Below are 23,931 nucleotides of genomic sequence, written 5' to 3' on the forward strand. Positions count from 1 at the left end.
ATTATTTAGTAAAAATTATCTAATAGATTTATTTAGTTAAAAATTGATAACAACAATGATAATGCAATAATCGAGTGCATTATCTTCATCTGGATTAAGTGAGTTATCATTAAGGCATAAAACGATAGCCAATTCCTGTTTCAGTGAGTAGGTGTACTGGTTGAGTGGGATCGTCTTCCAACTTTTGCCTTAAATGTGCCATATAAATGCGTAAATAATGGTTATGTTCAATATAGTTAGGACCCCATATTTGTCGTAGCAGATGACGTTGAGTTAACACTTTGCCACTATTAGTGATAAATTCACTGAGTAAACGAAACTCAATTGGGGTAAGGTGGAGTTCTTGCTGATTTTTAGTTACTCGCCGATTAATTAAATCAACACTAATATCACCAAATCGAAATACGGGATCTGGCTGGCTTTTACGTGCATAGCGACGTAGAGCAACTCTGACTCTAGCCAACAGTTCACTAATACCAAATGGTTTGGTTAGATAATCATCGGCACCGGCATCAAGTGCCATAACTTTATCTGTTTCATCTGCCCGTGCCGACAGTACCAATACCGGAATATGGCTCCATTGGCGTAAGTCACGGATCAAATCGATACCGTCTCCATCAGGTAAGCCTAGATCGAGGATCAAGAGATCAGGTTTGCGGGTAGCGGATTCGATAAGTCCTCGTTGATAAGTTTCTGCTTCATAAACGCGAAAATTTTCACCTTCAAGTGCCAGTTTGACAAATCGTCTTATCTCTTTTTCATCTTCAACTATTAAAATATTGTGCTGAATCACTCTGTCTCAATGGCCTCTTCTATTGCAGGGACTTCTATTAAAGGTAAAACAAAGTGGAAAGTAGCTCCACTATTTTTATTATTTTCCGCCCAAATTTCGCCGTTGTGAAGTTTAATAATCGCCTGACAAATAGCCAGCCCTAGACCAACACCAGGAATGGACGATTCTTTTTTAGCTCGTGAAAATTTATCAAAAATAAGTTTTTCCTGTCCTTCCGGTATACCAATACCTTTATCCCAAATTTCAATATGGATATATTTACCTTGTGGGTAGGCATCAATACCGATCGGTGAATTTTCAGCAGAGTATTTAATCGCATTTTCCAGTAAATTAATAATTACACGTTCGAGTAAATTGGCATCACAATAAAGCAATAGCTCAGCTGGAACATTAATTTTAGTTGGATGGCTTTTTAAGGCATATTCGAGAGAACGCAAGGCACTGCCGATAATTTCTTGTAATGATTCCCAGGCAAGTGTTGGCACGATACCACCGGATTGGATCCGCGCCATATCAAGCAAATTATTGACTAATCTTGAGGTACTTAGGATTTGTTGACGAATTTGGTTGACCTTTTCAGTATGAGGTGAATGCTCCGCACTTAATTCCAGCATTAATATTTCTGTCTGGCCAAATATTACCGTTAGAGGAGTCCGTAAATCATGAGAAAGTGCTGCCAATAAAGAGTTTCTCAATTGTTCACGTTCAGCATCCAGTTTGGCCGATTCTGCCTGTCTAGCAAGTTGTAATCGTTCAAATGCATTGGCAATCAAACCAGTAAAAGTTTGTAGCAGTCGTTGCTGCTCTGGGATCAGTAATTGACGTAAATTTTGCGGTTCAATAGCTAAAATGGCTAAAGTTTCTTTTGAAGTTGCAATCGGTTGTAATTGGTAAGGCACGCTAGGTAGTGTATCCGTTCCGGCCCCAGCGGGTTGGTTTTTATCAAAACTCCATAAGGCAATAGCTTGATCAATTTGCACCTGACCATAGTCGGCTAACTTAAGCGGAACCAGTTGCTGCTGCTCGTTGGGTAGCAACAGGCTGACTTTTGCTTTAAAGGCATTGGAAAGGAAGTGATAACCGGTTTTTGCAATATCAATTTCATTCAGCGCTCGGCTTAGCTCTTTGGTCATTTCGTAAAGATGCCGCGTCCGTTGTTCACGGTAACGAGCGACTCTAGCTTGATAACGCACTCCCGCAGCGAGATTACCCACTAAAAGACCAACGACCAGCATAACAATAAAGGTTATCAAATATTGCATGTCAAAAACAACAAAGGAAAAGTGGGGTTGGACAATAAAAAGATCGAAACCGATAACATTAATAAATGCGGCAAAGATAGACGGATTTCGGCCATACAGCAGCGCGATAATAACCACCGCTAATACATAAACAGTAACAACATTAGCCTGATCGAAATTAAGCAAAAAGCGATTAGAAAATAGAGTGATGGTAATACATAACAGAGCGGCAAACAGGTAACCCTGAATATTTCCTCGCCATTTGTCATTTAACGGCCGGCGTTCGCTCTCTTTTTCCCAAGCGGTTTTTTCATCCAATGCAATAATAATGAGATCTAAATCCGGTCCTAGTTTGCCTAAGCGCTCAGCAAAATCAGGGCGTATTTTCCAGTTGAGCAGTTTCCAGGTGGTATTTTGCTTACGGCCGATGACGATTTTACCTAGGTTATGTTCCCGGGCGTAATCTAAAATGGCTTTTTCTTCATTGGCATCAGCTAAGGTTGAGGTTTCCGCGCCTAAATCTTGTGCTAGTTTTAATGCTTTTAAAATGGCACGTCTTTTCTCTTCGGCTAAAGTATGTAGTTTTGGGGTTTCAACATACACGGCATGCCAACTACAACCCAGTTTAGCGGCTAGCCTGGCCGCTGCTCTAACTAATTTTTCATTTCCTGTGTTGTGGCCAATGCATACTAATAAATTATCATGAGTGTGCCAAACTTGAGAATAACCTTGGGTATCGCGATACTCCCGCATTTGATTATCGACACGATCAACGGTACGTCTTAGAGATAACTCTCTTAGTGCAATTAAGTTGCCTTTGCGAAAGAAGTGTTCAATGGTTCGTTCGGCTTGCCCGGCAATATAGACCTTTCCTTCATTCAATCGTTGGCGCAGGTCGTCAGGCGGTAAATCGACTAAAACAATTTCACTGGCTTGGTCAAAAATATGATCAGGTACCGTTTCACGGACGCGAATACCGGTAATACTGCCGACAATATCGTTTAAACTCTCTAAATGTTGTACGTTAATGGTGGTTAAAACATCAATACCAGCATCTAATAATTCTTCCACGTCTTGCCAGCGTTTAGGATGACGACTGCCATGTGGATTACTAAAAGCTAATTCATCCATTAAAATAATAGCGGGGTGACGTGCTAAAGCACCGTCAATATCAAAAGTATTAATTTTACGTCCGTGGTAGCGGATCCGCTTTGCTGGTAGTTGTGGCAAACCTTCCAGTAACGCAGCGGTTTCTGATCGATTGTGCGTTTCAACCACACCGATGACAACATCGAGACCTTGAGAGCGAAGCCGTTGGGCTTCTTGTAGCATTGCATAGGTTTTTCCTACTCCAGCGTAGGCGCCGAAGAAGATCTTTAAGTTGCCGCGAATTTTTTCATTGGCAATACTCAATAAATCTTCCGGGGTAGGGCTTTTAGGTTCCTGGCTCTCCATCAATCAACCTTATTGTATTTTTGCATTCTCTGATTGTTCAAGTGCATCAAGGGCAATATTAAGTTTAAGCACATTAATAACAGGTTGACCTAAAAAACTTAAAAAGGGTCGCTCGGTGTTAGCTGCAATCAGGTGTCTAATTTTATGCAAAGCAAGCCGGCGTGCTTTAGCAACCCTGCCTGCTTGATAATAAGCTGCACTTGGTGAAATATGAGGATCTAATCCACTGGCTGACGCCGTTATCAGATCGACTGGAACGGCCACGTTGTTTTGATTATTGAACATTTTAATTTGTTCAGCACGGCTAGCAAACAGTTTGTGTAATGCGGGATTATTGACCGCCAGGTTACTGCCGCTGGAAGCTAATGCATTATATGGTGTATCAGTCGTCGTTGACGGACGGCCATGAAAATATTTAATCTCAGTAATCGATTGGCCAATTAGTGCCGAACCGACAGTCCGATTATTCTTTTCGATCAAGGATCCTTTAGCTTGATGATTAAAAAAAGCATTTGATAAACCAGTAATAAATAATGGGTAAACAATTCCGGTTATGATAGTTAGAAAAATATATAACACAAATGAAGAACGTAAAACATTCATATTCAATACCTTATCAGGACATAAACAGGCTAAGCAGTAGATCAATCAACTTGATACCAATAAATGGTATAACTAAACCACTTAATCCATAGATCCATAAATTACGGCGTAATAATGCGATGGCACTCATGGGATGGTAACTAACGCCTTTTAGTGCTAATGGGATCAGGCCAACAATAATTAGCGCATTAAAAATAACTGCTGACAGAATAGCTGAAGAGGGGGAGTGTAACTGCATAATATTTAATATATTAAGCTGAGGATAAGTAACCGAAAAAGCAGTAGGAATAATGGCAAAATATTTGGCAATATCATTGGCAATGCTAAAGGTTGAAAGAGCGCCTCTGGTCATCAACATCTGTTTACCAACGTGAACAACTTCAATAAGTTTAGTCGGATTTGAGTCAAGATCGACCATATTACCGGCTTCTTTTGCTGCCTGGGTGCCAGAATTCATGGCAACCGCAACATCGGCTTGCGCCAGTGCGGGTGCATCATTAGTGCCGTCACCTGTCATTGCAACTAAACTCCCATCTGCCTGATATTGGCGGATCAATGCCAGTTTAGCTTCAGGTGTTGCCTCGGCCAGAAAATCATCAACGCCGGCCTCAGCAGCAATGGCAGCGGCTGTCAAATGATTATCACCGGTGATCATCACGGTTTTAATTCCCATCCGGCGCATTTCAGCAAAGCGCTCTTTGATTCCTCCTTTTATAATGTCTTTTAAGGCGACCACACCAAGAATTTGTTGATTCTCAACAACAACTAATGGTGTTTCTCCTTTTCGGGCAACTTCTTCGACTAATTTTTCCGTTTCGGCTGGGAATCTGGCATGACTTGTTTCTAGGTAACGACGAATAGAATCGGCAGAGCCTTTTCTGATCACACGATCACCAACATTAACGCCACTCATCCGTGTCATGGCGGAAAAGGGAACAAATGTAGCATTTAATGCTTGTAGATCACGCTCGCGTAAATTAAACAATTGCTTAGCTAAGATAACAATACTACGCCCTTCTGGTGTTTCATCAGCCAGCGACGATAGTTGAGCCGCATCAGCCAGTTGTTGTTCTGTAACACCTTTAAGAGATAAGAATTTAGACGCCTGGCGATTACCGAGAGTGATAGTACCTGTTTTATCGAGTAATAAGACATCGACATCACCCGCTGCTTCTACGGCGCGTCCACTGGTTGCAATGACATTTGCGGCTAACATTCGACTCATACCGGCAACGCCAATTGAAGAGAGTAATCCACCGATGGTAGTCGGGATTAAACAAACTAATAACGCAATCAGTACTACAATAGAAATTGGACTACCGCTGCCGTTCACCTCAGTACTAAATAAACTAAAAGGATAAAGTGTTGAGCAGGTTAATAGAAAAATAATGGTTAATGCAGTTAGTAATATGATTAACGCAATTTCATTAGGTGTTTTGCGACGTTGGGCACCTTCTACCATAGAAATCATACGATCAAGGAAAGTTTCACCAGGATTGACGGTACATTGGATAATTAACCAATCTGACAGTATCCGCGTTCTGCCTGTTACCGAAGAAAAATCACCACCAGATTCCCTAATAACGGGGGCTGATTCACCGGTAATTGCACTCTCATCAACGGAAGCACCGCCTTCCAGCACTTCACCATCGCAAGGAATAATTTCGCCTGCTTCAACCAGTACGATATCGCCTTTTCTTATTTGGTCAGAGTTAATTTTTTCTTTTGCTGCTTGATAATCTGCACTGGCTAAACGAGTAGTAATACTTTGTTTTTTAACACCTTTAAGGCTAGCTGCTTGTGCTTTACTGCGCCCTTCAGCCAGTGCTTCGGCAAAATTAGCAAATAGCACGGTAAACCATAACCAAACGGTAATTATGCCGGTAAATAGCGTATTATTGTCAACTGATGGCGTAAATAATTGATAAAACCAAATTAATGTCGTTAATATACTACCGATATAAACGATAAACATAACTGGATTGCGCCACTGAATTTGCGGCGCACATTTTTTTATAGCATCAAATAATGCTTTTTGAATCAATTTCTTATCAAACAATAGGCTGGTTTTTTTGTTCATTTATAGTCCCTTATTGGGCAGAATGCCAAAGTTGTAAATGTTCAGCAATTGGCCCAAGCGCCAGGGCAGGCACAAAAGTGAGTGCACCAATAACGAAAACAGTCAGTATTAACAAGCCAATAAAGAGTGGGCCATGAGTAGGTAAAGTGGCAAAGCTTTCAGGCTGGCGTTTTTTGCCTACCATAATACCAGCAATAGCCATTACTGCGGTGATTAAGCCAAAACGACCGATAAACATAACAATACTCAGCGTAATATTATAGAACAGCTTATTGCTATTTAATCCGGCAAAAGCGCTACCATTATTATTCGCCGCTGAGGAAAAGGCATAAAGAACTTCACTGAAGCCGTGAGCGCCAGGATTTAAAATAGCACTACGTCCTGCTTCGGTAAAAAGCGCCAGTGCGGTACCAAGTAACGTTAAAGCGGGAGTGATTAAAATAGCAATAGCGGTTAATTTCATTTCCTGAATTTCAATTTTTTTCCCTAGATATTCCGGTGCTCGACCGATCATTAACCCCGCTAGGAAAACAGCTAGCATGACAAATAGTAGCATGCCATATAATCCAGAACCGACGCCGCCAAATACCACTTCGCCAAGTTGCATAAGCCACATTGGTATCATTCCCCCTAACGCAGTAAAAGAATCATGCATCGCGTTTACGGCGCCGCAAGAGGTTGCTGTCGTGATAACCGCATAGAGTGCCGAATTTAAAATCCCAAAGCGGGTTTCTTTGCCTTCCAGATTAATATTACTGTTGGCGCCTGAAAGCATCAGTTGTGGATTACCTTGCGTTTCTGAATAGATAACAATAGTGATAGCAATAATGAAAATAATTGCCATCGCCCAAATTAATGTTATGCCTTGCCGACTATCACCGACCACGCGACCAAAGGCAAAACAGAGTGCGGTAGGGATTAAAAGAATGGCAATCATTTGGCCAAAATTGGTTAATGCGGTGGGATTTTCGAAAGGATGCGCGGAATTTGTGGCAAAAAATCCGCCGCCATTCGTGCCTAATAATTTTATTGCTTCTTGCGAAGCAACGGGCCCCATTGGAATAATTTGGTTTTGATTTTGTAATGTTTCTACTACTAGATACGGCGAAAAATTTTGTAACACACCTTGGCTCACAAAAAATAAGGCAAAAATAATCGCTAGTGGAAGCAAAAGATAGAGTGTAATACGAGCAATATCTATCCAAGCATTACCTAGGGTTTTGACGCCTTGGCGTGCAAAGGCGCGGATCAGCGCGAAGGCTACCGCGATACCGGTCGCGGCAGATAAGAAATTCTGTACCGTTAAACCCGTCATTTGACTAAAATAACTTAAGGTGTTTTCGCCACTATAAGCTTGCCAGTTAGTATTGGTGATAAAACTAATCGCAGTATTAATTGCAAGATCCCAATCTAGATTGGCAAATTTTTGTGGATTGAGTGGTAAATTTTGTTGATTGATTAATAGTAGAAAGAGAAATATGCCACCAATAACATTGAACAGCAGCAGCGCGATAACGTATTGTCGCCAATTCATTTCATGTATTTCACCACCGGGTTTGCGTAACCGGCAACAACTCCATAAGCCGGATTCCATTTTGAAAACCCAAATCGGTAAATCACTTTCAATCAATAGAGCGATATAATTTCCTACAAATTTAGCGATTACAAGCAGGAGAATTAAAAAACTGGTAATTAATAATAAAGCACTACTTACCATTTAAAAATCCTCCGCATGAATAAGCGCATAAATCAAATAGAGAAATAATATTCCAATTAGAATGATCCCTGTGATAGTAAAAATGGACACAGTTTGTCTCCTCATGCTTTTGATGTATAGAGCTTAAGTTTTTCAATGCAAAGAATCTGATAAAAAGTCGGCACATAGTGTAAAAATAGTATAAAAATGCCAATATAATAGTTTGTAAGATATTACTGTTATCGTAAATTTTGTTATAATAAATAAACCATAGTTAATATATGGTTAATTATTTGTAATAAGAGTTGATTTTTTATTGATTAATAAGTAAATAAATTACGACATAAGTAAAAGTGCTGAAAAAAACAGCAAAAAGGTGGTCTGATGAATAGTAATAGTCGTTTTTATCAGATAAAATTTTCATTAATTACATAATATATCTCAATTGGTTATATCAATTGATAACTTTATAAGGAGGATCTTTATGTCCGAGTATCGTCAATACCCTTGGCATCAAGTTCTCTTGCGTCGTGTTGGTGTTGTATTATTAGGTATAGTGGCTTTTCCTGTCATGATTTTTCGTCGTGACCGTAGCCGCTTCTATAGTTACCTACATCGTATGTGGCTAAAGACTAGTGATAAACCTGTTTGGTTAGCCAGCGCTGAAGATACGCAATCGATGAAGTAATTAATTGATTAAAAAAATAAAACGTCCTATTACTTGTGGTGATAGGACGTTTTTGTTTTGACGCGCGGTGAAGTATATTTTTAAGTTTATTATTTAGTTAAATAAATCATTTTTACAAATGGGATGGGTAAGTAATGGATAATGTTGAATTAGAACAGCTAATCAATACGCACTTAAATATTAATGAATATCAAGATTATGCGCCCAATGGACTTCAGGTTGAAGGGCGCTCAGAGGTAAAAAAAATAGTAACCGGCGTGACAGCATCGCAAGCATTACTTGATGAAGCGGTAAAATTAGCAGCAGATGCAATTATTGTTCATCATGGTTATTTTTGGAAAAATGAAGCCGCCGTTATTCTTAATATGAAGCGTAAGCGATTAAAGACTTTGCTTTGTAATGATATTAACCTTTATGGCTATCATTTACCCCTTGATGCCCATCCCATTATGGGTAACAACGCGCAGTTGGCAAAGATCATGGAGGTTGAGATAGAGAGCTATATTACGCCCTTATTGCCAATAGGAAAGTTTGCGCAACCGATAACGCCTGATGATTTAATGACACGTTTAAATGAGCGGTTAGGGCGCCAACCACTGTACTGTGGTGATAATGGTCCAAAAAAGATCTACACTATTGCCTGGTGTACGGGGGGGGGACAGAATTTTATTCAACAGGCAGCTGAGGCTGGCGTTGATGCTTTTGTGACTGGGGAAGTTTCTGAGCAAACGATTCATATTGCTAGAGAAATGGGGATTCATTTTTATGCTGCAGGTCATCATGCAACGGAGCGATTCGGCATTAAAGTATTAGGTGAATGGCTGCAAAAAGAGTATGGTTTTGAGGTTACTTTTGTCGATATAGCCAATCCTGCCTGATTTTTGTCAAGAAGAATACTAAGCTAGCTAAAAAACGTTAAAAGTTAGTTTATCTCTAAACTGTGTCTTGTATTCTATGTGGTTGTTGATTATGCAAAATAAAATAGTCGGACACAGTCTATTTATTACAATAAAATTAACTATTTTTTGGTTAAATCGCTTTGAAAATCTCTTTGTTTATAGCCGGTATATAATTGGCGCGGACGAGCGATTTTTAACTCTTCATCATGCATTTCATTCCAGTGAGCAATCCAACCAATGGTACGCGCAATAGCAAAAATAACCGTAAACATGGTTGTTGGGATCCCTATCGCTTTTAAAATGATGCCAGAATAGAAATCCACATTGGGATAAAGTTTTTTCTCAATGAAATAGGGGTCATTGAGAGCGATATGTTCTAACTGTTTGGCAACTTCTAATATATTATCATTTAATTCAAGTTCTTTAAGTACTTCATCACAAGTCTGCTTCATAACAGTGGCTCGGGGATCATAATTTTTATAGACCCGATGGCCAAATCCCATCAAACGGAAAGGATCATCTTTGTCTTTTGCCCGTTTGATAAATTTAGGAATATTTTCGACAGTCTGAATCTCTTCTAGCATCCGTAAACAGGCTTCATTGGCGCCACCATGAGCCGGGCCCCAAAGAGAGGCAATTCCCGCAGCAATACAAGCAAATGGATTAGCGCCTGAAGAACCGGCTGTTCTTACCGTTAAAGTTGAGGCATTTTGTTCATGATCAGCATGTAGAATAAAAATGCGATCCATCGCTCGTTCGATGATTGGATTAACCGGATATTTTTCACAAGGTGTAGCAAACATCATATGAAGAAAATTTGCTGAATAAGAGAGGTCATTCTGCGGGTAAATAAAAGGTTGTCCAATAGAATATTTATAACACATAGCTGCAACTGTAGGCATTTTTGAGAGTAATCTAAATGCTGCTATTTCACGATGACGCGGATTATTAACATCCAATGAGTCATGATAGAAAGCTGCCAGCGCGCCAGTGACACCGCAAAGGATTGCCATTGGATGAGAATCGCGTCGAAAACCTTGCAAAAGCCGAGTAATTTGATCGTGGATCATGGTATGTTCGGTGACAATTTTTTTAAACTTGTCATAATCGTTTTGCGAAGGTTTTTCACCATAAAGTAGTATATAACAAACTTCTAAATAAGTAGAATTGGTAGCTAATTGATCAATAGGATATCCGCGGTGCAAAAGAATACCTTTATCTCCATCTATATAGGTAATTTTAGACTCGCAGGATGCGGTTGAGGTAAAGCCAGGATCGTAAGTAAAATAACCTTTAGAGCCTAATCCTCGGACATCAATTACATCAACCCCAAGCGTCGGTTTTAAAACTTCAAGCTCAATTTTTTCTGCATCTTTATCGACTAATTCTATAGTCTTTTTTTCTTTGTCTGCCATTACGGGTCTCCTTAGCGCTTAAACGCAATTTCCGACAACCATGAAAGCATGATAAAACGCTTAGAAATTGCATGATATTTTATTAATTAAAAGGCTTGAATCATGATTTTTAACGAAATTTTTATCAAACGAAACTTTTTATTAACATTTCATAATTTATTATGTTCCTTGTACATTTTAAATTATCTCAACAATAACATTAGGTTTTTTATGGATAACAATCTAGCATTTTTATTTTACATAATTTCTTTTTTTGTGTGGTAATAATGACTAATTAATTTAACTTAATCATATGTAAGATAAATGTTTAACGCTTGTCAAATTACATTATCAATTTAATAACCGATGTTTAAATCGTGATCACACTCACTGTTCAAGCTAAATCTCTCCAAACATAATGTGTTGTAATTGTAATGGGCATGTGAAGGTCATATACTGCAAACGAGGTCTCTGGATTACCTTGTGGTAGGAGTACCCAGCGTTAATAAGTAACAACTTTTGCCAATATGTTATGGATTAATTTATCAGCTGAGTTGTACTTTGTTATCACGATCGCTGTTTGATTTCTGCTCCAGGTCCGGAGGTAGGAAAACAATAAAAAGCTGTGTGGGCAAAAATTGTGAAAAAACAAAGACCTATTAATCTTCAATTGCAGACAATTCATTTTCCTGTTACTGCAATCGCTTCGATTTTACATCGTGTCTCTGGCGTTATTACCTTTGTTGCGGTCGGTATTTTATTATGGCTGTTGGGATTATCGCTTTCTTCACTGGAAGGCTTTCAATATGCTACTGAAATTATGCATAGTTTTTTCATCAAATTCATTATTTGGGGTGTATTGACAGCACTGATATATCATATTTGTGGTGGCCTGCGTCATATGCTAATGGATTTTGGTTTTATCGGTGAGAGTTTGTTAGTCGGACGTATTTCAGCGATAGCTGCGTTTATTATTACCGCTATTTTGTCGATCTTAGCGGGGGTTTTTGTATGGTAGTTAACGCATCAACATTAGGCCGTACCGGTACACAAGATTGGCTGCTACTTCGTGCATCTGCGATTATTATTGTCCTTTATACGTTTTATATTGTCAGTTTTATTGTAACAACTGAGTTAAATTATGCTGTTTGGCGTGCGTTTTTTGCTTTTTCAATAACCAAGATTTTTACTATTTTAACGCTCATCTCCATATTGATACATGCCTGGATAGGTTTATGGCAAGTACTAACTGATTACATTAAGTCAATTGCATTGCGATTATTATTACAACTTTTTTTAATTGTTATATTAATGACTTATTTAATTTATGGAACAATAGTAGTGTGGGGAGCGTAAATGAAATTACCAGTAAGAGAGTTTGATGCAGTTGTTATTGGAGCTGGTGGCGCTGGGATGCGAGCAGCATTGCAAATTTCTCAGTTAGGTTTGTCATGTGCATTAATTTCTAAAGTTTTCCCAACACGTTCACACACCGTATCAGCCCAGGGTGGGATTACCGTTGCGTTAGGTAATACTCATGAAGATGATTGGCAATGGCATATGTATGATACCGTCAAAGGCTCTGATTATATCGGTGATCAAAATGCCATTGAATACATGTGCAAAACTGGGCCTGAGGCCATACTAGAACTTGAGCATATGGGGTTACCATTTTCACGTTTAGATGACGGTCGTATTTATCAACGTCCATTTGGTGGCCAATCAAAAAATTTTGGTGGTGAGCAAGCTGCTCGCACTGCCGCGGCAGCAGATAGAACTGGGCATGCCCTTTTGCATACCCTTTATCAACAGAATTTAAAAAACCATACCACCATTTTCTCCGAATGGTATTCATTGGATTTAGTTAAAAATCAGGATGGCGACATAGTCGGTTGTACCGCATTATGCATGGAATCTGGTGAGGTGGTTTATTTTAAAGCCAAAGCCACCATTTTGGCGACTGGAGGAGCCGGAAGAATTTATCAATCAACAACTAATGCGCATATTAATACCGGTGATGGTGTTGGCATGGCCGTCAGAGCAGATGTGCCATTGCAGGATATGGAAATGTGGCAATTTCATCCAACTGGAATTGCGGGTGCAGGTGTATTAGTGACAGAGGGATGTCGGGGAGAGGGAGGCTATTTACTTAACAAAGATGGCGAACGCTTTATGGAGCGTTATGCACCCAATGCGAAAGATTTAGCCGGCCGTGATGTTGTTGCTCGCTCAATTATGATAGAGATCCGTGAAGGTCGGGGATGTGATGGCCCCTGGGGACCCCATGTTAAATTAAAACTGGATCATTTAGGTAAAGAAGTGTTGGAGTCACGACTACCTGGTATTCTTGAATTATCCAGGACTTTTGCGCATGTTGATCCCGTTAAAGAACCTATTCCGGTTATTCCTACTTGCCATTATATGATGGGTGGGATCCCAACCAAAGTAACTGGTCAGGTGTTGACGATTGATGAAAAAGGTAAAGATGTTGTAATCCCGGGATTATTTGCTGTTGGTGAAATTGCGTGTGTTTCTGTTCATGGCGCCAACCGCTTGGGCGGCAATTCATTACTTGATTTAGTGGTATTCGGACGTTCTGCCGGGTTACATCTGAAAGAATCTTTACTGCAACAAGGTTCAATGCGTGATGCCAGTGAATCTGATATTGATGTGGCATTAATGCGTTTAAATCGCTGGGATAATACCCATAGTGGTGAAGATCCGGTAGAAATACGTAAAGCGTTACAAGCTTGTATGCAGCATAATTTTTCCGTTTTTCGTGAAGGTGATGCGATGGCTAAAGGTTTAGAAGAATTAAAAGTCATTCGTGAACGTTTAAAAAATGCCCGCTTAGATGATACTTCACGCGAATTTAATACTCAACGCATTGAATGTTTAGAGCTTGATAATTTGGTAGAAACAGCCTTTGCAACGGCAGAAGCAGCCAATTTCCGTACAGAAAGCCGGGGGGCACATAGTCGTTTTGACCACCCTGATCGTGATGACACAAATTGGTTATGTCATACTCTATATTTACCACAGTCTGGAACCATGACTCGCCGTGCCGTCAATATGCAACCTGAGTTACGTGATCCCTTCCCACCCAAAATACGTACTTATTAATGTAGGACGTTAATAGTGTTGCGGAGAAAGTAGATTATGAAAGTTGAATTTTCCATTTATCGTTACAATCCAGACGTCGATAATATGCCACGCATGCAAGACTACAGTTTGGACATTGCTGAAGGGCGTGACATGATGTTGCTGGATGCGTTAATCCAACTAAAAGAAAAAGATCCGACTTTAGCATTTCGCCGTTCTTGTCGTGAAGGCGTTTGTGGCTCTGATGGGTTAAATATGAACGGTAAAAATGGCTTGGCCTGTATTACACCATTGTCAGCTTTGTGTCGTAATAAAAGAAAGATTGTTATTCGTCCCTTGCCAGGCTTACCGGTTGTTCGTGACTTAGTAGTTGATATGGCTCAATTTTATACTCAGTATGAAAAAATACGTCCTTACCTTATTAATGATGGCAAGAATTCCCCGGCTCGTGAGTATTTACAAACTCCAGCACAACGAGAAAAATTGGATGGTTTATATGAGTGTATTCTTTGTGCTTGCTGTTCAACCTCATGTCCATCATTTTGGTGGAATCCTGATAAATTTATTGGCCCCGCCGGTTTATTAGCTGCTTATCGTTTTTTAATCGATAGTCGGGATACTGAAACCGAGACCCGATTGGATAATTTAAATGACGCGTTTAGTGTATTTCGCTGTCATAGTATTATGAATTGTGTCAGTGTTTGTCCAAAAGGTTTAAATCCGACTAAAGCTATTGGCCACATTAAATCGATGTTATTAAAGCGTAGTGCATAGTTTGGGCAAAATTTCCCGTAATAGAAATATTGCGGGAAATAAAAAATAGAAAACGATTATTTTAAATTGTTGTTAACTTTGTGTGGTAAATTATAGAAGGAACCTTTAAAAACCGGTTACGGTTTTTAAAGGTTCTTATAATAAGGGGAATTTAATAAATAGCCCCCTTTATTAATAATCGTGCATAGAACACGTTCAAAGAATCTTTATTGAAACCGTCTATATAAAAACGGTACTGTTAACTACGACGAAAACTAAAGCCTATAGGCTTAAGGGATCACAATGCACAACGGCGTAATGAAGGACTGGCTAGATTCAAGTTTTCTAGCTGGTGCAAATCAGTCTTATATCGAACAGCTTTATGAAGACTACTTAATTGACCCTAATTCCGTTAATGCAGACTGGCGAGACATTTTTGATAAACTACCAGGTGCAAGCTCCAACGGTGAATACTCCCATACTAAAACACGTGAATATTTTCGTTCATTGGCGAAAGATTCTACACGTTATCAAACTTCGGTTAGTGATCCGTCTTTGGATGCCAAGCAAGTTAAAGTCCTCCAATTAATAAACGCATTTCGTTTTAGAGGACATCAAAATGCAAATCTTGATCCATTAGAGCTATGGAAACAAGAAACTGTGCCTGATTTAGATCCTGCATTTCATGATTTAACTGATGCTGATTTTGAAAAAACGTTCAATGTTGGTTCTTTTGCTATTGGCCAGGAAACAATGAAATTAAGTGAGCTGTATACGGCACTGAAGCGTATTTATTGCGCTTCTATTGGTGCTGAATACATGCATATTACCAATACTGAAGAGAAACGTTGGATCCAACAGCGCCTAGAACTAGCCACGCCGGTTAGCGAACAATTTAGCAAACAAGAAAAAATCCGCTTCTTATCAGAGTTAACTGCTGCTGAGGGATTAGAGCGCTACTTGGGCGCAAAATTTCCTGGCGCAAAACGTTTTTCCCTAGAAGGAGGCGATTCACTCATTCCGATGCTAAAGGATTTGATCCGTCATGCAGGTCAACAGGATACGCGTGAAGTGGTATTGGGTATGGCGCACCGTGGGCGATTAAATGTTTTAGTTAACATTTTAGGTAAGCAACCAAAAGATCTGTTTGATGAATTTGCCGGTAAACATAAAGATCATTTAGGAACTGGTGATGTTAAATATCATCAGGGTTTTTCTTCTGATTTTAAAACAGAAGGCGCTTTGGTTCATTTAGCTTTAGCTTTTAATCCATCACATTTAGAAATAGTTAGTCCAGTAGTCATTGGTTCTGTCCGTGCACGTCGTGATCGTTTAGATGAAGGTCGTAGTAATATGGTACTGCCCATTACTATCCATGGTGATGCAGCGGTAACTGGCCAGGGAGTGGTTCAGGAAATGCTGAATATGTCTCAGGCTCGTGGTTTTGAGGTTGGTGGTACAGTGCGGGTTGTGGTTAATAATCAAATCGGTTTTACCACATCCAATCCTAAAGATGCACGTTCAACACAATATTGCACTGATATCATGAAAATGGTGCAAGCACCTATTTTTCATGTCAATGCCGATGATCCCGAAGCGGTTGCTTTTGTTACTCGACTGGCATTAGATTTTCGCAATAAGTTTAAACGCGATGTTGTCATTGATTTAGTTTGTTATCGTCGACATGGTCATAATGAGGCGGATGAGCCGAGTGCTACTCAGCCAATTATGTATCAAAAAATAAAAAAACATGCTACACCGCGTAAAATTTATGCCGATAAATTAATAGCGGAAAAGACAGTCACTAGCGATGAAGTAACTGAAATGGTTAATCTCTATCGTGATAAATTAGATCACGGTGATTGTGTCGTTGAAGAATGGCGTCCAATGGGAACTAACTATTCGGTCTGGAAACCTTATTTAAATCATGAATGGAGTGATGCTTACCCTGCCAAAGTTAAAAAGAAACGACTGCAAGATTTGGCTAAACGTTTAAGTACTATTCCGGCAGAGATTGTCATGCAGCCTCGGGTTGAAAAAATTTATAGTGATCGTCAGGTAATGGCGAGCGGTAAAAAACTACTCGATTGGGGAGCAGCAGAAACTTTAGCTTATGCAACATTAGTCGATGAAGGCATACAAGTTCGTTTATCCGGTGAAGATGCCGGTCGCGGTACGTTTTTTCATCGCCATGCAGTTATACATAATCAAACCAATGGTTCAGTGTATGTCCCTCTGGCTAATATACGTGAAAATCAAGGAATATTTGACGTATGGGACTCCGTTTTGTCTGAAGAAGCGGTACTTGCTTTTGAATATGGTTATGCTTCCGCAGAACCACGGGTCTTGACTATTTGGGAAGCTCAATTTGGTGATTTTGCCAATGTGGCGCAGGTGGTTATTGATCAGTTTATTAGTTCTGGTGAACAGAAATGGGGGCGCATGTGTGGATTAGTGATGTTGTTACCCCATGGTTATGAGGGCCAAGGTCCGGAGCACTCCTCTGCCCGTCTAGAGCGTTATTTACAATTATGTGCGGAACAAAATATGCAAGTCTGTGTTCCGTCTACTCCCGCTCAGGTTTATCACATGCTCCGTCGTCAGATACTTCGTAATATGCGGCGTCCATTGATTGTTATGTCACCCAAGTCATTACTGCGCCATCCTCTTGCGGTTTCTAGTTTGGAAGAGTTAGCAAATGGTGAATTCCAGCAAGTTATTAGTGAAGTTGATTCAATAGATGCGAAAAAAGTCAAACGAGTCGTTTTATGTTCAGGTAAAGTTTATTATGATCTACTTGAACAACGTCGTGAAAACAAACAAAAAAATCTGGCTATTATTCGTATTGAACAATTATATCCATTCCCCCATAAAGATTTAGAAACAGCGCTGGAACCTTATGCACATGTGCGTGATTTTGTTTGGTGTCAAGAGGAGCCTCTTAATCAGGGTGCATGGTATTGTAGTCAACATAATATCCGGGAAGCAATTCCAAAAGGTTCATTATTAAGTTATGCGGGGCGCCCTGCATCTGCTTCACCCGCCGTAGGTTACGCATCTGTTCATCAAGAACAGCAAAAAGCATTGGTTGATGATGCACTAAAAGTAAATAAATTAAAGGATAGAAAATGAGTAGCATAGAAATTCTTGTTCCTGATCTTCCTGAATCTGTTGCTGATGCTACAGTGGCAACTTGGCACAAGAAACCAGGTGATCAGGTAGAGCGCGATGAAGTGCTAGTGGAAATTGAAACGGATAAAGTTGTACTCGAAGTACCAGCAGCAGATTCAGGTGTATTGGAATCAATTTTGGAAGAAGAGGGAGCCACAGTTCTATCTAAACAACTATTAGGTCGCATAAAGCTTAGTGATAGTACGGGAATTCCGGCTGAGGTAAAAGAGACGACTGAGTCCGCACCAGCGAAACGTCAAACTGCTAGTCTTGAAGAAGAGAGTCATAATGTATTAACACCGGCTGTTCGTCGTTTAATTGCCGAGCATGATTTAAACTCGGCCAATATCAAAGGTAGCGGTGTAGGGGGGCGTATAACGCGTGATGATGTTGAGAAATATATTAAAAACCAATCAACAGCGAGCGAAAACAGATCGATTAAGCAGCAAAATGATGCATCTACAACGACATCATCAACATCTTCACATCGAAGTGAAAAACGTGTACCAATGACACGTTTACGTAAACGCATTGCAGAACGTTTACTGGAAGCGAAAAACAATACCGCCATGTTGACTACTTTTAATGAAGTCAATATGAAGCCAGTTTTTGATTTGCGGAAACATTATGGTGAAAGTTTTGAAAAACGGCATGGTGTGCGCTTAGGTTTTATGTCTTTCTATGTGAAAGCGGTTGTTGAAGCGTTAAAGCGTTATCCTGAAGTGAACGCCTCTATTGATGGTGAAGATGTGCTTTATCACAGTTATTTTGATATTAGCATTGCTGTCTCCACGCCGAGAGGTTTAGTTACACCAGTATTACGTGATGCAGATGCGCTGAGCATGGCAGAAATTGAAAAGCGTATTAAAGAGTTGGCAGTTAAGGGACGTGACGGCAAATTAACGGTTGAAGAATTGACTGGTGGAAACTTTACCATTACTAACGGTGGTGTTTTTGGCTCTTTAATGTCAACCCCGATTATTAATCCGCCGCAAAGTGCAATTTTAGGTATGCATGCTATTAAAGATAGGCCGATGGCTGTTGATGGTAAAATCGAAATCTTGCCAATGATGTATTTAGCGCTTTCTTATGATCACCGTTTAATTGATGGACGTGAGTCTGTTAGCTTTTTGGTGACAATAAAGGATATGTTGGAAGATCCAGCTCGTTTATTGTTAGACATCTAGATAACCAAATTAGAGTGAAGTTATTTACTCAGTCTGGAGTGTAAAGCTTGGTTAATTTTTTATTGACCAATGTTTAGATAAAAATAGATAGAGACTTGTTATGTCTCTGTCAGGCTAAATTATGGATAGAGCATCATGAACTTACACGAATATCAGGCAAAACAGCTGCTTGCGGATTATGGTTTGCCAGTACCGACCGGTTATGCTTGTAAAACAGTAAAAGAGGCAGAAGATGCCACGACAAAATTGGGTAATGGTCCTTGGGTGGCAAAGTGTCAGGTGCATGCGGGTGGCCGAGGTAAAGCGGGTGGTGTGAAAGTGGTTAATAATCGCGACGAAGTCCGGCTTTTTGCTGAAAATTGGTTAGGAAAACGCTTAGTAACTTACCAAACCGACGCCCATGGACAGCCTGTTAATCAAATTTTAGTAGAAGCAGCAACGGATATTGATAAAGAGCTTTATTTGGGGGCGGTAATAGATCGTGCCACTCGTCGGATTGTCTTTATGGCATCTACTGAAGGTGGGGTTGAAATTGAAAAAGTCGCAGAACAGACACCGGAACTTATTCATAAAGCCATTATTGACCCTTTAACTGGCCCTATGCCTTATCAAGCACGAGAGCTTGCTTTCAAGTTAGGGTTGAGCGGTAAACAAGTCGAGCAGTTTAGCAACCTATTTATCGGATTAGCGACAATTTTTCTCGCGCGTGATCTGGCGTTAATCGAGATTAATCCCCTGGTCATAACTAAGCAAGGGGATTTAATTTGTCTGGATGGCAAGCTTAGTGTGGATAGTAATGCACTCTATCGCCAAGCAGAATTACAGAAGCTGCGTGATATTTCTCAGGAAGATCCGCGTGAAGCTCATGCATCAGAATGGGAGTTAAACTATGTTGCTTTAGATGGCAATATTGGTTGTATGGTTAATGGGGCTGGTTTAGCCATGGGAACCATGGATATTGTCAAGTTGCATGGTGGCGCTCCGGCTAATTTTCTCGATGTCGGTGGTGGGGCAACGAAGGAACGTGTAACAGAAGCATTTAAAATTATCTTATCTGATGAAAATGTTAGCGCCGTTTTGGTTAATATTTTTGGTGGCATTGTTCGCTGCGATTTGATTGCTGATGGTATTATTGGCGCAGTTAAAGAAATTGGGGTAAAAGTCCCGGTCATTGTTCGTCTTGAAGGCAATAATGCTGAGCTAGGAGCGCAAAAGTTAGCGGATAGTGGCCTAAAGATCACGGCGGCAACCAGTTTGACCGATGCGGCAGAAAAAGCAGTAGCAGCAGCGGAGGCGAAATAAGTAATGTCTATTTTAATTGATAAAAATACTAAAGTTATCTGCCAAGGATTTACCGGTAGTCAAGGAACTTTTCACTCAGAGCAGGCGATTGCTTATGGGACAAAAATGGTCGGTGGTGTAACGCCAGGTAAAGGTGGTACAACTCATTTAGGCTTACCGGTTTTTAATACCGTACGTGAAGCGGTAAAAGCAACAGGCGCAACGGCATCGGTAATTTATGTTCCTGCGCGATTCTGTAAAGATTCGATCCTTGAAGCGATCAATAGTGGCATCAAACTGATTATTACCATTACAGAAGGGATCCCCACGTTAGATATGCTAATCGTGAAAGCAAAGTTAGATGAAACTGGGGTACGAATGATCGGGCCAAACTGTCCGGGTATTATTACACCGGGTGAATGTAAAATTGGTATCCAACCCGGACATATCCACAAAGCCGGTAAAGTCGGTATTGTATCACGCTCTGGCACGTTAACATATGAAGCCGTTAAGCAGACAACGGATGCAGGATTAGGCCAATCTACTTGTGTTGGTATTGGTGGTGATCCTATTCCTGGTTCAAATTTTATTGATATATTGAAACTATTCCAGGCAGATCCACAAACTGAAGCTATCGTTATGATTGGTGAAATTGGTGGTACAGCGGAGGAAGAAGCGGCCGCTTATATCAAACAACATATCACAAAACCAGTTGTTGCCTATATTGCTGGCGTAACAGCACCTAAAGGTAAGCGTATGGGCCATGCTGGCGCCATCATTGCTGGCGGTAAAGGTACTGCAGATGAGAAGTTTGCTGCTCTAGAAGCAGCAGGGGTAAAAACGGTTCGTAGTTTAGCCGAGATTGGTGCAGCCGTTAAGCAATTAGTGACGAGTAAATAACCTAATTCATACTATGATTAGTAAAAGCCACTATAGATAGTGGCTTTTTTGGCTATATAACTTATTGATGTATAAATGGATTTTTTAACATCATCCACATTTTATCCACTTTACGATTTACACCTCAAGATATTGACCCCTTATTTTAGGGTATATATGCCCTTCTGCTATAGCCTGAATTCTATTGTTTAGTTTTTATATAAAAAATCAGTCAAATAAATATTTATCAATTATATTTATGAGGCTTAAATCTCATAGAGCAGTAATCAAAAATAATTCAATTATATGCGGCTATCAAAACAGCCATAAAATAAAAAACGGTTAACATTTAATATCATAATTTTATTTTACTTTAATAAATATAAATTTATATTATTTTTAACATAAATATAATAATTTTTTAAATCTAACCATTTGTTACTTAAGTGAAATTTATTTATCATGATTTTTATTTTTTATTAAATAGGAAAGTATAAAATATTATGTGAACATAAAAATAAAGAATTTAAAAAGTTCTTTAATTAAATTTATTGCAAAAAAATTTTCTTTATTTTTTATTTCTGGAGGTTGTTATGAGTTCATCTAATATTTGGGATGATTTTTATCGCCTAACCCATTTGAGTATTGATTTTCCAAATTCGGTTAATAATAAAGCTGCAATTTATGGTAATGGTAGAAATCAAGTAGAGGTTATGGTTACTCTACGTATAGTAGATAAAAATCTTTCACCTATTTCATTAAGAGAAGAGGATATAAGAGAACATATTTTCCTTTGTGACTTTTTTTCGGGTAATGACCTGAAATCGGGCTGGAAAATATCCGACAAAGACAATGGATATAACAAAGTGATTGAATATATCCAAAGCGCCGATGCTTTGCATGAAAAAATTGAAGTCATGGATGACGGTTTTATCAGTATCCATAAGTTTGTTTCCTGTGACAGACAGGATAACGGGGCTGTTATTGCCGGTGGTGTTGACATTCCGGGTGTAGGTAAATTTAATACGTCTCAATTTGGCACATCGACTAAAAATGGCCCAAGTGGCAAAGATGGCAGTGAATTTAAAAACCCGAAAAATATTACTATTATTGCCAAAGAACCTATACGTTATAGTGATAAAAATAACATTATGATAGAAGCAGGACTATTGTCTGAGATAGCTGATTTAGATTGTCAAACATATAATACTAGTAGCGGTTCTTCTTCTATTAAAGGAAAAATAATGAATTCAATTATCAAAATTTTTCCTAGTAAAGAAACAGGAATGAATAATTTTTTTAAAGAACATACTATTACTTATAGACCGATAAAAAATTTGGATATAAGCCAGGAAATGAGTGTTTGGAAAACACCTCGTGTTTTTAAATGTTTTTCTATTTTTAGGGAGCCTCATTATCCTTGCGCAGTTATTGGAAAATATAAGGAAAATAGTTATCAGGTTAATTTATGGTATTCAATGAACGATATTATTGATATTGATGGTTTTTACATACTAAATAATAACGCTAGCAGTTATCCTACACAATATCTGTGTAATCCAAAAGTAAGAAAAGAATATATCGATGATAAAAGTGCTGCTGTTAACTTAATTTTATTTAAAAATACCATTCCGGTTAGCAGTAATATATATCAACAAGGCTGGAAAGATGTAATTAATAATCCTGTTATTAAGGTTGTTGACAGTTACGGTAATGAAGGAAATATCGAATTAACTTTCGACAACAAAGAGCATTTTGATGTACCGGCTATTGTTTAGTTTAAGTTAAGCTTTTCAACACAATAAAAAAACCTAATGATCAGGGCTTGGTTAAACGCGATAGCATCAGTCAGGCTATCTGTCTTGCAAAAATTCAGCATGCAACTACGCTGGTTTTTTTAGTTTACTGGCAATCGGTAGTGTATCGATATAGCGGCGTTCACTTTGCTGCTTACACTTTTAATGGGAATAAATTTACAAACTTTGCCCATTGAGCCGTTTTTTCATCGAGATAATGACGAGCAATGGTTGGTGGCAGGATATTGCAGATGAAGGTTTACTGTTTTCGCCGCGGCAGGGATAAAAACGGTTCGTAAGTTTAGCTGAAATTACTGCAGCCGATAAGCAATTAGTGACTAGTAAATAACCTGATTCATACTATGATTAGTAAAAGCCACTATAGATAGTGGCTTTTTTATCTTTAGGCTGTGAGAAATGTTGGTAAACTTAGTTTTTTAATAGCAAAAATGATGTTATACGGATTGAAAAGATCCTATTTCTGGTTTGTTAAGTAATGTTTTAGATCGTTGTTCCAAGCCATCTAACTGCTAAATTGTTAGCTTGAATTATTGCCTATTTTATTAACATGTACTGAACAATAAGTCGCTTTTTAATATATTGATAATTTTAATAAAAATTGATTTAAATCAAACGATAACATAGGTTTTATTTTCATTTTTCAATAAAATTGGCACAGATCAAATTTAGCTAGTATTCAAATGTAGCGGTATGTTGATTTAGTCGTAAAATTTCAATCTTAATCGTATTAAAGCTATTTATTATAAGTGTATATAAGAGTACTATTATTAAGATGTTTGTTATATTTTGATAAATTTTTTATCGTTATTTTAAGATGTATAAAGCTGGTAGTTATGAGGCTTTCATCTTTGCATTATGAAAGTCAGGTCGCCGCAAGTCGGTGTCTTCCTGC

The 23,931-nt window shown here is 39.0% G+C and carries 19 protein-coding genes; 12 read left to right on the forward strand and 7 right to left on the reverse strand.

The genetic code is table 11. The annotated features are described in order from the left end of the window. Nucleotides 1–109: 109 nt before the first annotated feature. Genes kdpE through kdpF form a run of 6 tightly spaced genes read right to left on the reverse strand, consistent with a single transcriptional unit; the run spans nucleotide 110 to nucleotide 7,994 of the window. On the reverse strand, nucleotides 110–793 hold the full coding sequence (gene kdpE / locus ArsFIN_RS05665; protein ID WP_026822781.1) for a two-component system response regulator KdpE: 684 nt from the start codon (nucleotides 791–793) through the stop codon (nucleotides 110–112). Then, on the reverse strand, nucleotides 790–3,489 hold the full coding sequence (kdpD, locus tag ArsFIN_RS05670; RefSeq protein WP_026822780.1) for a two-component system sensor histidine kinase KdpD: 2,700 nt from the start codon (nucleotides 3,487–3,489) through the stop codon (nucleotides 790–792). Before kdpD ends, kdpE begins: the two co-directional genes overlap by 4 nt. 9 nt (nucleotides 3,490–3,498) lie before the next feature. Beyond that, entirely contained in the window at nucleotides 3,499–4,092 is a 594-nt protein-coding gene (gene kdpC, locus ArsFIN_RS05675; protein WP_026822779.1) for a potassium-transporting ATPase subunit KdpC, read from the reverse strand. 13 nt (nucleotides 4,093–4,105) lie between these two features. Then, a complete protein-coding gene (kdpB, locus tag ArsFIN_RS05680; protein WP_026822778.1) occupies nucleotides 4,106–6,172 on the reverse strand; it encodes a potassium-transporting ATPase subunit KdpB in 2,067 nt (688 codons plus the stop codon). A 10-nt stretch (nucleotides 6,173–6,182) separates the two neighbouring features. Beyond that, nucleotides 6,183–7,889: a potassium-transporting ATPase subunit KdpA gene (gene kdpA / locus ArsFIN_RS05685; protein ID WP_026822777.1), complete on the reverse strand. Its 1,707-nt coding sequence runs from the start codon at nucleotides 7,887–7,889 to the stop codon at nucleotides 6,183–6,185. Then, a complete protein-coding gene (kdpF, locus tag ArsFIN_RS28745) occupies nucleotides 7,890–7,994 on the reverse strand; it encodes a K(+)-transporting ATPase subunit F (RefSeq protein WP_081700644.1) in 105 nt (34 codons plus the stop codon). A gap of 358 nt (nucleotides 7,995–8,352) precedes the next feature. Here kdpF and ArsFIN_RS05695 point away from each other — a divergent pair, with 358 nt between their 5' ends. Further along, nucleotides 8,353–8,556: a YbfA family protein gene (locus ArsFIN_RS05695; RefSeq protein ID WP_026822776.1), complete on the forward strand. Its 204-nt coding sequence runs from the start codon at nucleotides 8,353–8,355 to the stop codon at nucleotides 8,554–8,556. Nucleotides 8,557–8,690: 134 nt separating this feature from the next. Further along, the gene (locus tag ArsFIN_RS05700) at nucleotides 8,691–9,434 is read left to right on the forward strand and encodes a type 2 GTP cyclohydrolase I (RefSeq protein ID WP_026822775.1); all 744 of its coding nucleotides are present in this window, start codon (nucleotides 8,691–8,693) and stop codon (nucleotides 9,432–9,434) included. A 140-nt stretch (nucleotides 9,435–9,574) separates the two neighbouring features. Here the strand turns inward: ArsFIN_RS05700 and ArsFIN_RS05705 are convergent, their stop codons facing one another. Beyond that, complete coding sequence (locus tag ArsFIN_RS05705; RefSeq protein ID WP_026822774.1) at nucleotides 9,575–10,870, reverse strand: citrate synthase; 1,296 nt, start codon at nucleotides 10,868–10,870, stop codon at nucleotides 9,575–9,577. 604 nt (nucleotides 10,871–11,474) lie between these two features. Between ArsFIN_RS05705 and sdhC the strand changes: the two genes are divergently transcribed. The 10 genes from sdhC (at nucleotide 11,475) to ArsFIN_RS26235 (ending at nucleotide 23,215) form a co-directional block, all read left to right on the forward strand. Then, nucleotides 11,475–11,867: a succinate dehydrogenase cytochrome b556 subunit gene (sdhC, locus tag ArsFIN_RS05710; protein WP_034249586.1), complete on the forward strand. Its 393-nt coding sequence runs from the start codon at nucleotides 11,475–11,477 to the stop codon at nucleotides 11,865–11,867. Next, on the forward strand, nucleotides 11,861–12,205 hold the full coding sequence (gene sdhD / locus ArsFIN_RS05715; protein ID WP_026822772.1) for a succinate dehydrogenase, hydrophobic membrane anchor protein: 345 nt from the start codon (nucleotides 11,861–11,863) through the stop codon (nucleotides 12,203–12,205). Before sdhC ends, sdhD begins: the two co-directional genes overlap by 7 nt. After that, nucleotides 12,206–13,972, forward strand: coding sequence for a succinate dehydrogenase flavoprotein subunit (sdhA, locus tag ArsFIN_RS05720; protein WP_026822771.1), 1,767 nt, complete (start codon nucleotides 12,206–12,208; stop codon nucleotides 13,970–13,972). A gap of 36 nt (nucleotides 13,973–14,008) precedes the next feature. Then, entirely contained in the window at nucleotides 14,009–14,725 is a 717-nt protein-coding gene (locus ArsFIN_RS05725) for a succinate dehydrogenase iron-sulfur subunit (protein ID WP_034249585.1), read from the forward strand. Between the two features lie 282 nt (nucleotides 14,726–15,007). Beyond that, the gene (gene sucA / locus ArsFIN_RS05730) at nucleotides 15,008–17,836 is read left to right on the forward strand and encodes a 2-oxoglutarate dehydrogenase E1 component (protein WP_026822769.1); all 2,829 of its coding nucleotides are present in this window, start codon (nucleotides 15,008–15,010) and stop codon (nucleotides 17,834–17,836) included. Then, nucleotides 17,833–19,062: a 2-oxoglutarate dehydrogenase complex dihydrolipoyllysine-residue succinyltransferase gene (gene odhB / locus ArsFIN_RS05735; RefSeq protein WP_026822768.1), complete on the forward strand. Its 1,230-nt coding sequence runs from the start codon at nucleotides 17,833–17,835 to the stop codon at nucleotides 19,060–19,062. The genes sucA and odhB overlap by 4 nt, the downstream gene beginning before the upstream one ends. A 135-nt stretch (nucleotides 19,063–19,197) precedes the next feature. Next, nucleotides 19,198–20,364, forward strand: a complete 1,167-nt coding sequence (gene sucC / locus ArsFIN_RS05740) for an ADP-forming succinate--CoA ligase subunit beta (protein WP_026822767.1) — start codon at nucleotides 19,198–19,200, stop codon at nucleotides 20,362–20,364. A gap of 3 nt (nucleotides 20,365–20,367) precedes the next feature. Beyond that, nucleotides 20,368–21,243, forward strand: a complete 876-nt coding sequence (gene sucD, locus ArsFIN_RS05745; protein WP_026822766.1) for a succinate--CoA ligase subunit alpha — start codon at nucleotides 20,368–20,370, stop codon at nucleotides 21,241–21,243. Nucleotides 21,244–21,815: 572 nt separating this feature from the next. Next, nucleotides 21,816–23,000 (forward strand): hypothetical protein, encoded by a 1,185-nt coding sequence (locus ArsFIN_RS05750; RefSeq protein ID WP_051297003.1) that lies wholly within the window; start codon nucleotides 21,816–21,818, stop codon nucleotides 22,998–23,000. A 47-nt stretch (nucleotides 23,001–23,047) separates the two neighbouring features. Next, nucleotides 23,048–23,215: a hypothetical protein gene (locus tag ArsFIN_RS26235; RefSeq protein WP_167876664.1), complete on the forward strand. Its 168-nt coding sequence runs from the start codon at nucleotides 23,048–23,050 to the stop codon at nucleotides 23,213–23,215. The last annotated feature ends 716 nt before the right edge of the window (nucleotides 23,216–23,931 follow it).

The sequence above is a fragment of the Arsenophonus nasoniae genome, from assembly GCF_004768525.1.
GTDB classification, from domain to species: domain Bacteria; phylum Pseudomonadota; class Gammaproteobacteria; order Enterobacterales; family Enterobacteriaceae; genus Arsenophonus; species Arsenophonus nasoniae.

Excerpts from the sequence above, each read along its gene's own strand:
- kdpC (WP_026822779.1), bottom strand. The coding sequence starts at position 4,092 with ATGAATGTTTTACGTTCTTCATTTGTGTTATATATTTTTCTAACTATC.
- sdhA (WP_026822771.1), top strand. The coding sequence starts at position 12,206 with ATGAAATTACCAGTAAGAGAGTTTGATGCAGTTGTTATTGGAGCTGGT.
- kdpA (WP_026822777.1), bottom strand. The coding sequence starts at position 7,889 with ATGGTAAGTAGTGCTTTATTATTAATTACCAGTTTTTTAATTCTCCTG.
- kdpF (WP_081700644.1), bottom strand. The coding sequence starts at position 7,994 with ATGAGGAGACAAACTGTGTCCATTTTTACTATCACAGGGATCATTCTA.
- ArsFIN_RS05695 (WP_026822776.1), top strand. The coding sequence starts at position 8,353 with ATGTCCGAGTATCGTCAATACCCTTGGCATCAAGTTCTCTTGCGTCGT.
- ArsFIN_RS05725 (WP_034249585.1), top strand. The coding sequence starts at position 14,009 with ATGAAAGTTGAATTTTCCATTTATCGTTACAATCCAGACGTCGATAAT.
- kdpD (WP_026822780.1), bottom strand. The coding sequence starts at position 3,489 with ATGGAGAGCCAGGAACCTAAAAGCCCTACCCCGGAAGATTTATTGAGT.
- ArsFIN_RS05700 (WP_026822775.1), top strand. The coding sequence starts at position 8,691 with ATGGATAATGTTGAATTAGAACAGCTAATCAATACGCACTTAAATATT.
- sdhD (WP_026822772.1), top strand. The coding sequence starts at position 11,861 with ATGGTAGTTAACGCATCAACATTAGGCCGTACCGGTACACAAGATTGG.
- sucD (WP_026822766.1), top strand. The coding sequence starts at position 20,368 with ATGTCTATTTTAATTGATAAAAATACTAAAGTTATCTGCCAAGGATTT.
- sucA (WP_026822769.1), top strand. The coding sequence starts at position 15,008 with ATGCACAACGGCGTAATGAAGGACTGGCTAGATTCAAGTTTTCTAGCT.
- sucC (WP_026822767.1), top strand. The coding sequence starts at position 19,198 with ATGAACTTACACGAATATCAGGCAAAACAGCTGCTTGCGGATTATGGT.
- odhB (WP_026822768.1), top strand. The coding sequence starts at position 17,833 with ATGAGTAGCATAGAAATTCTTGTTCCTGATCTTCCTGAATCTGTTGCT.
- ArsFIN_RS05750 (WP_051297003.1), top strand. The coding sequence starts at position 21,816 with ATGAGTTCATCTAATATTTGGGATGATTTTTATCGCCTAACCCATTTG.
- kdpB (WP_026822778.1), bottom strand. The coding sequence starts at position 6,172 with ATGAACAAAAAAACCAGCCTATTGTTTGATAAGAAATTGATTCAAAAA.
- ArsFIN_RS05705 (WP_026822774.1), bottom strand. The coding sequence starts at position 10,870 with ATGGCAGACAAAGAAAAAAAGACTATAGAATTAGTCGATAAAGATGCA.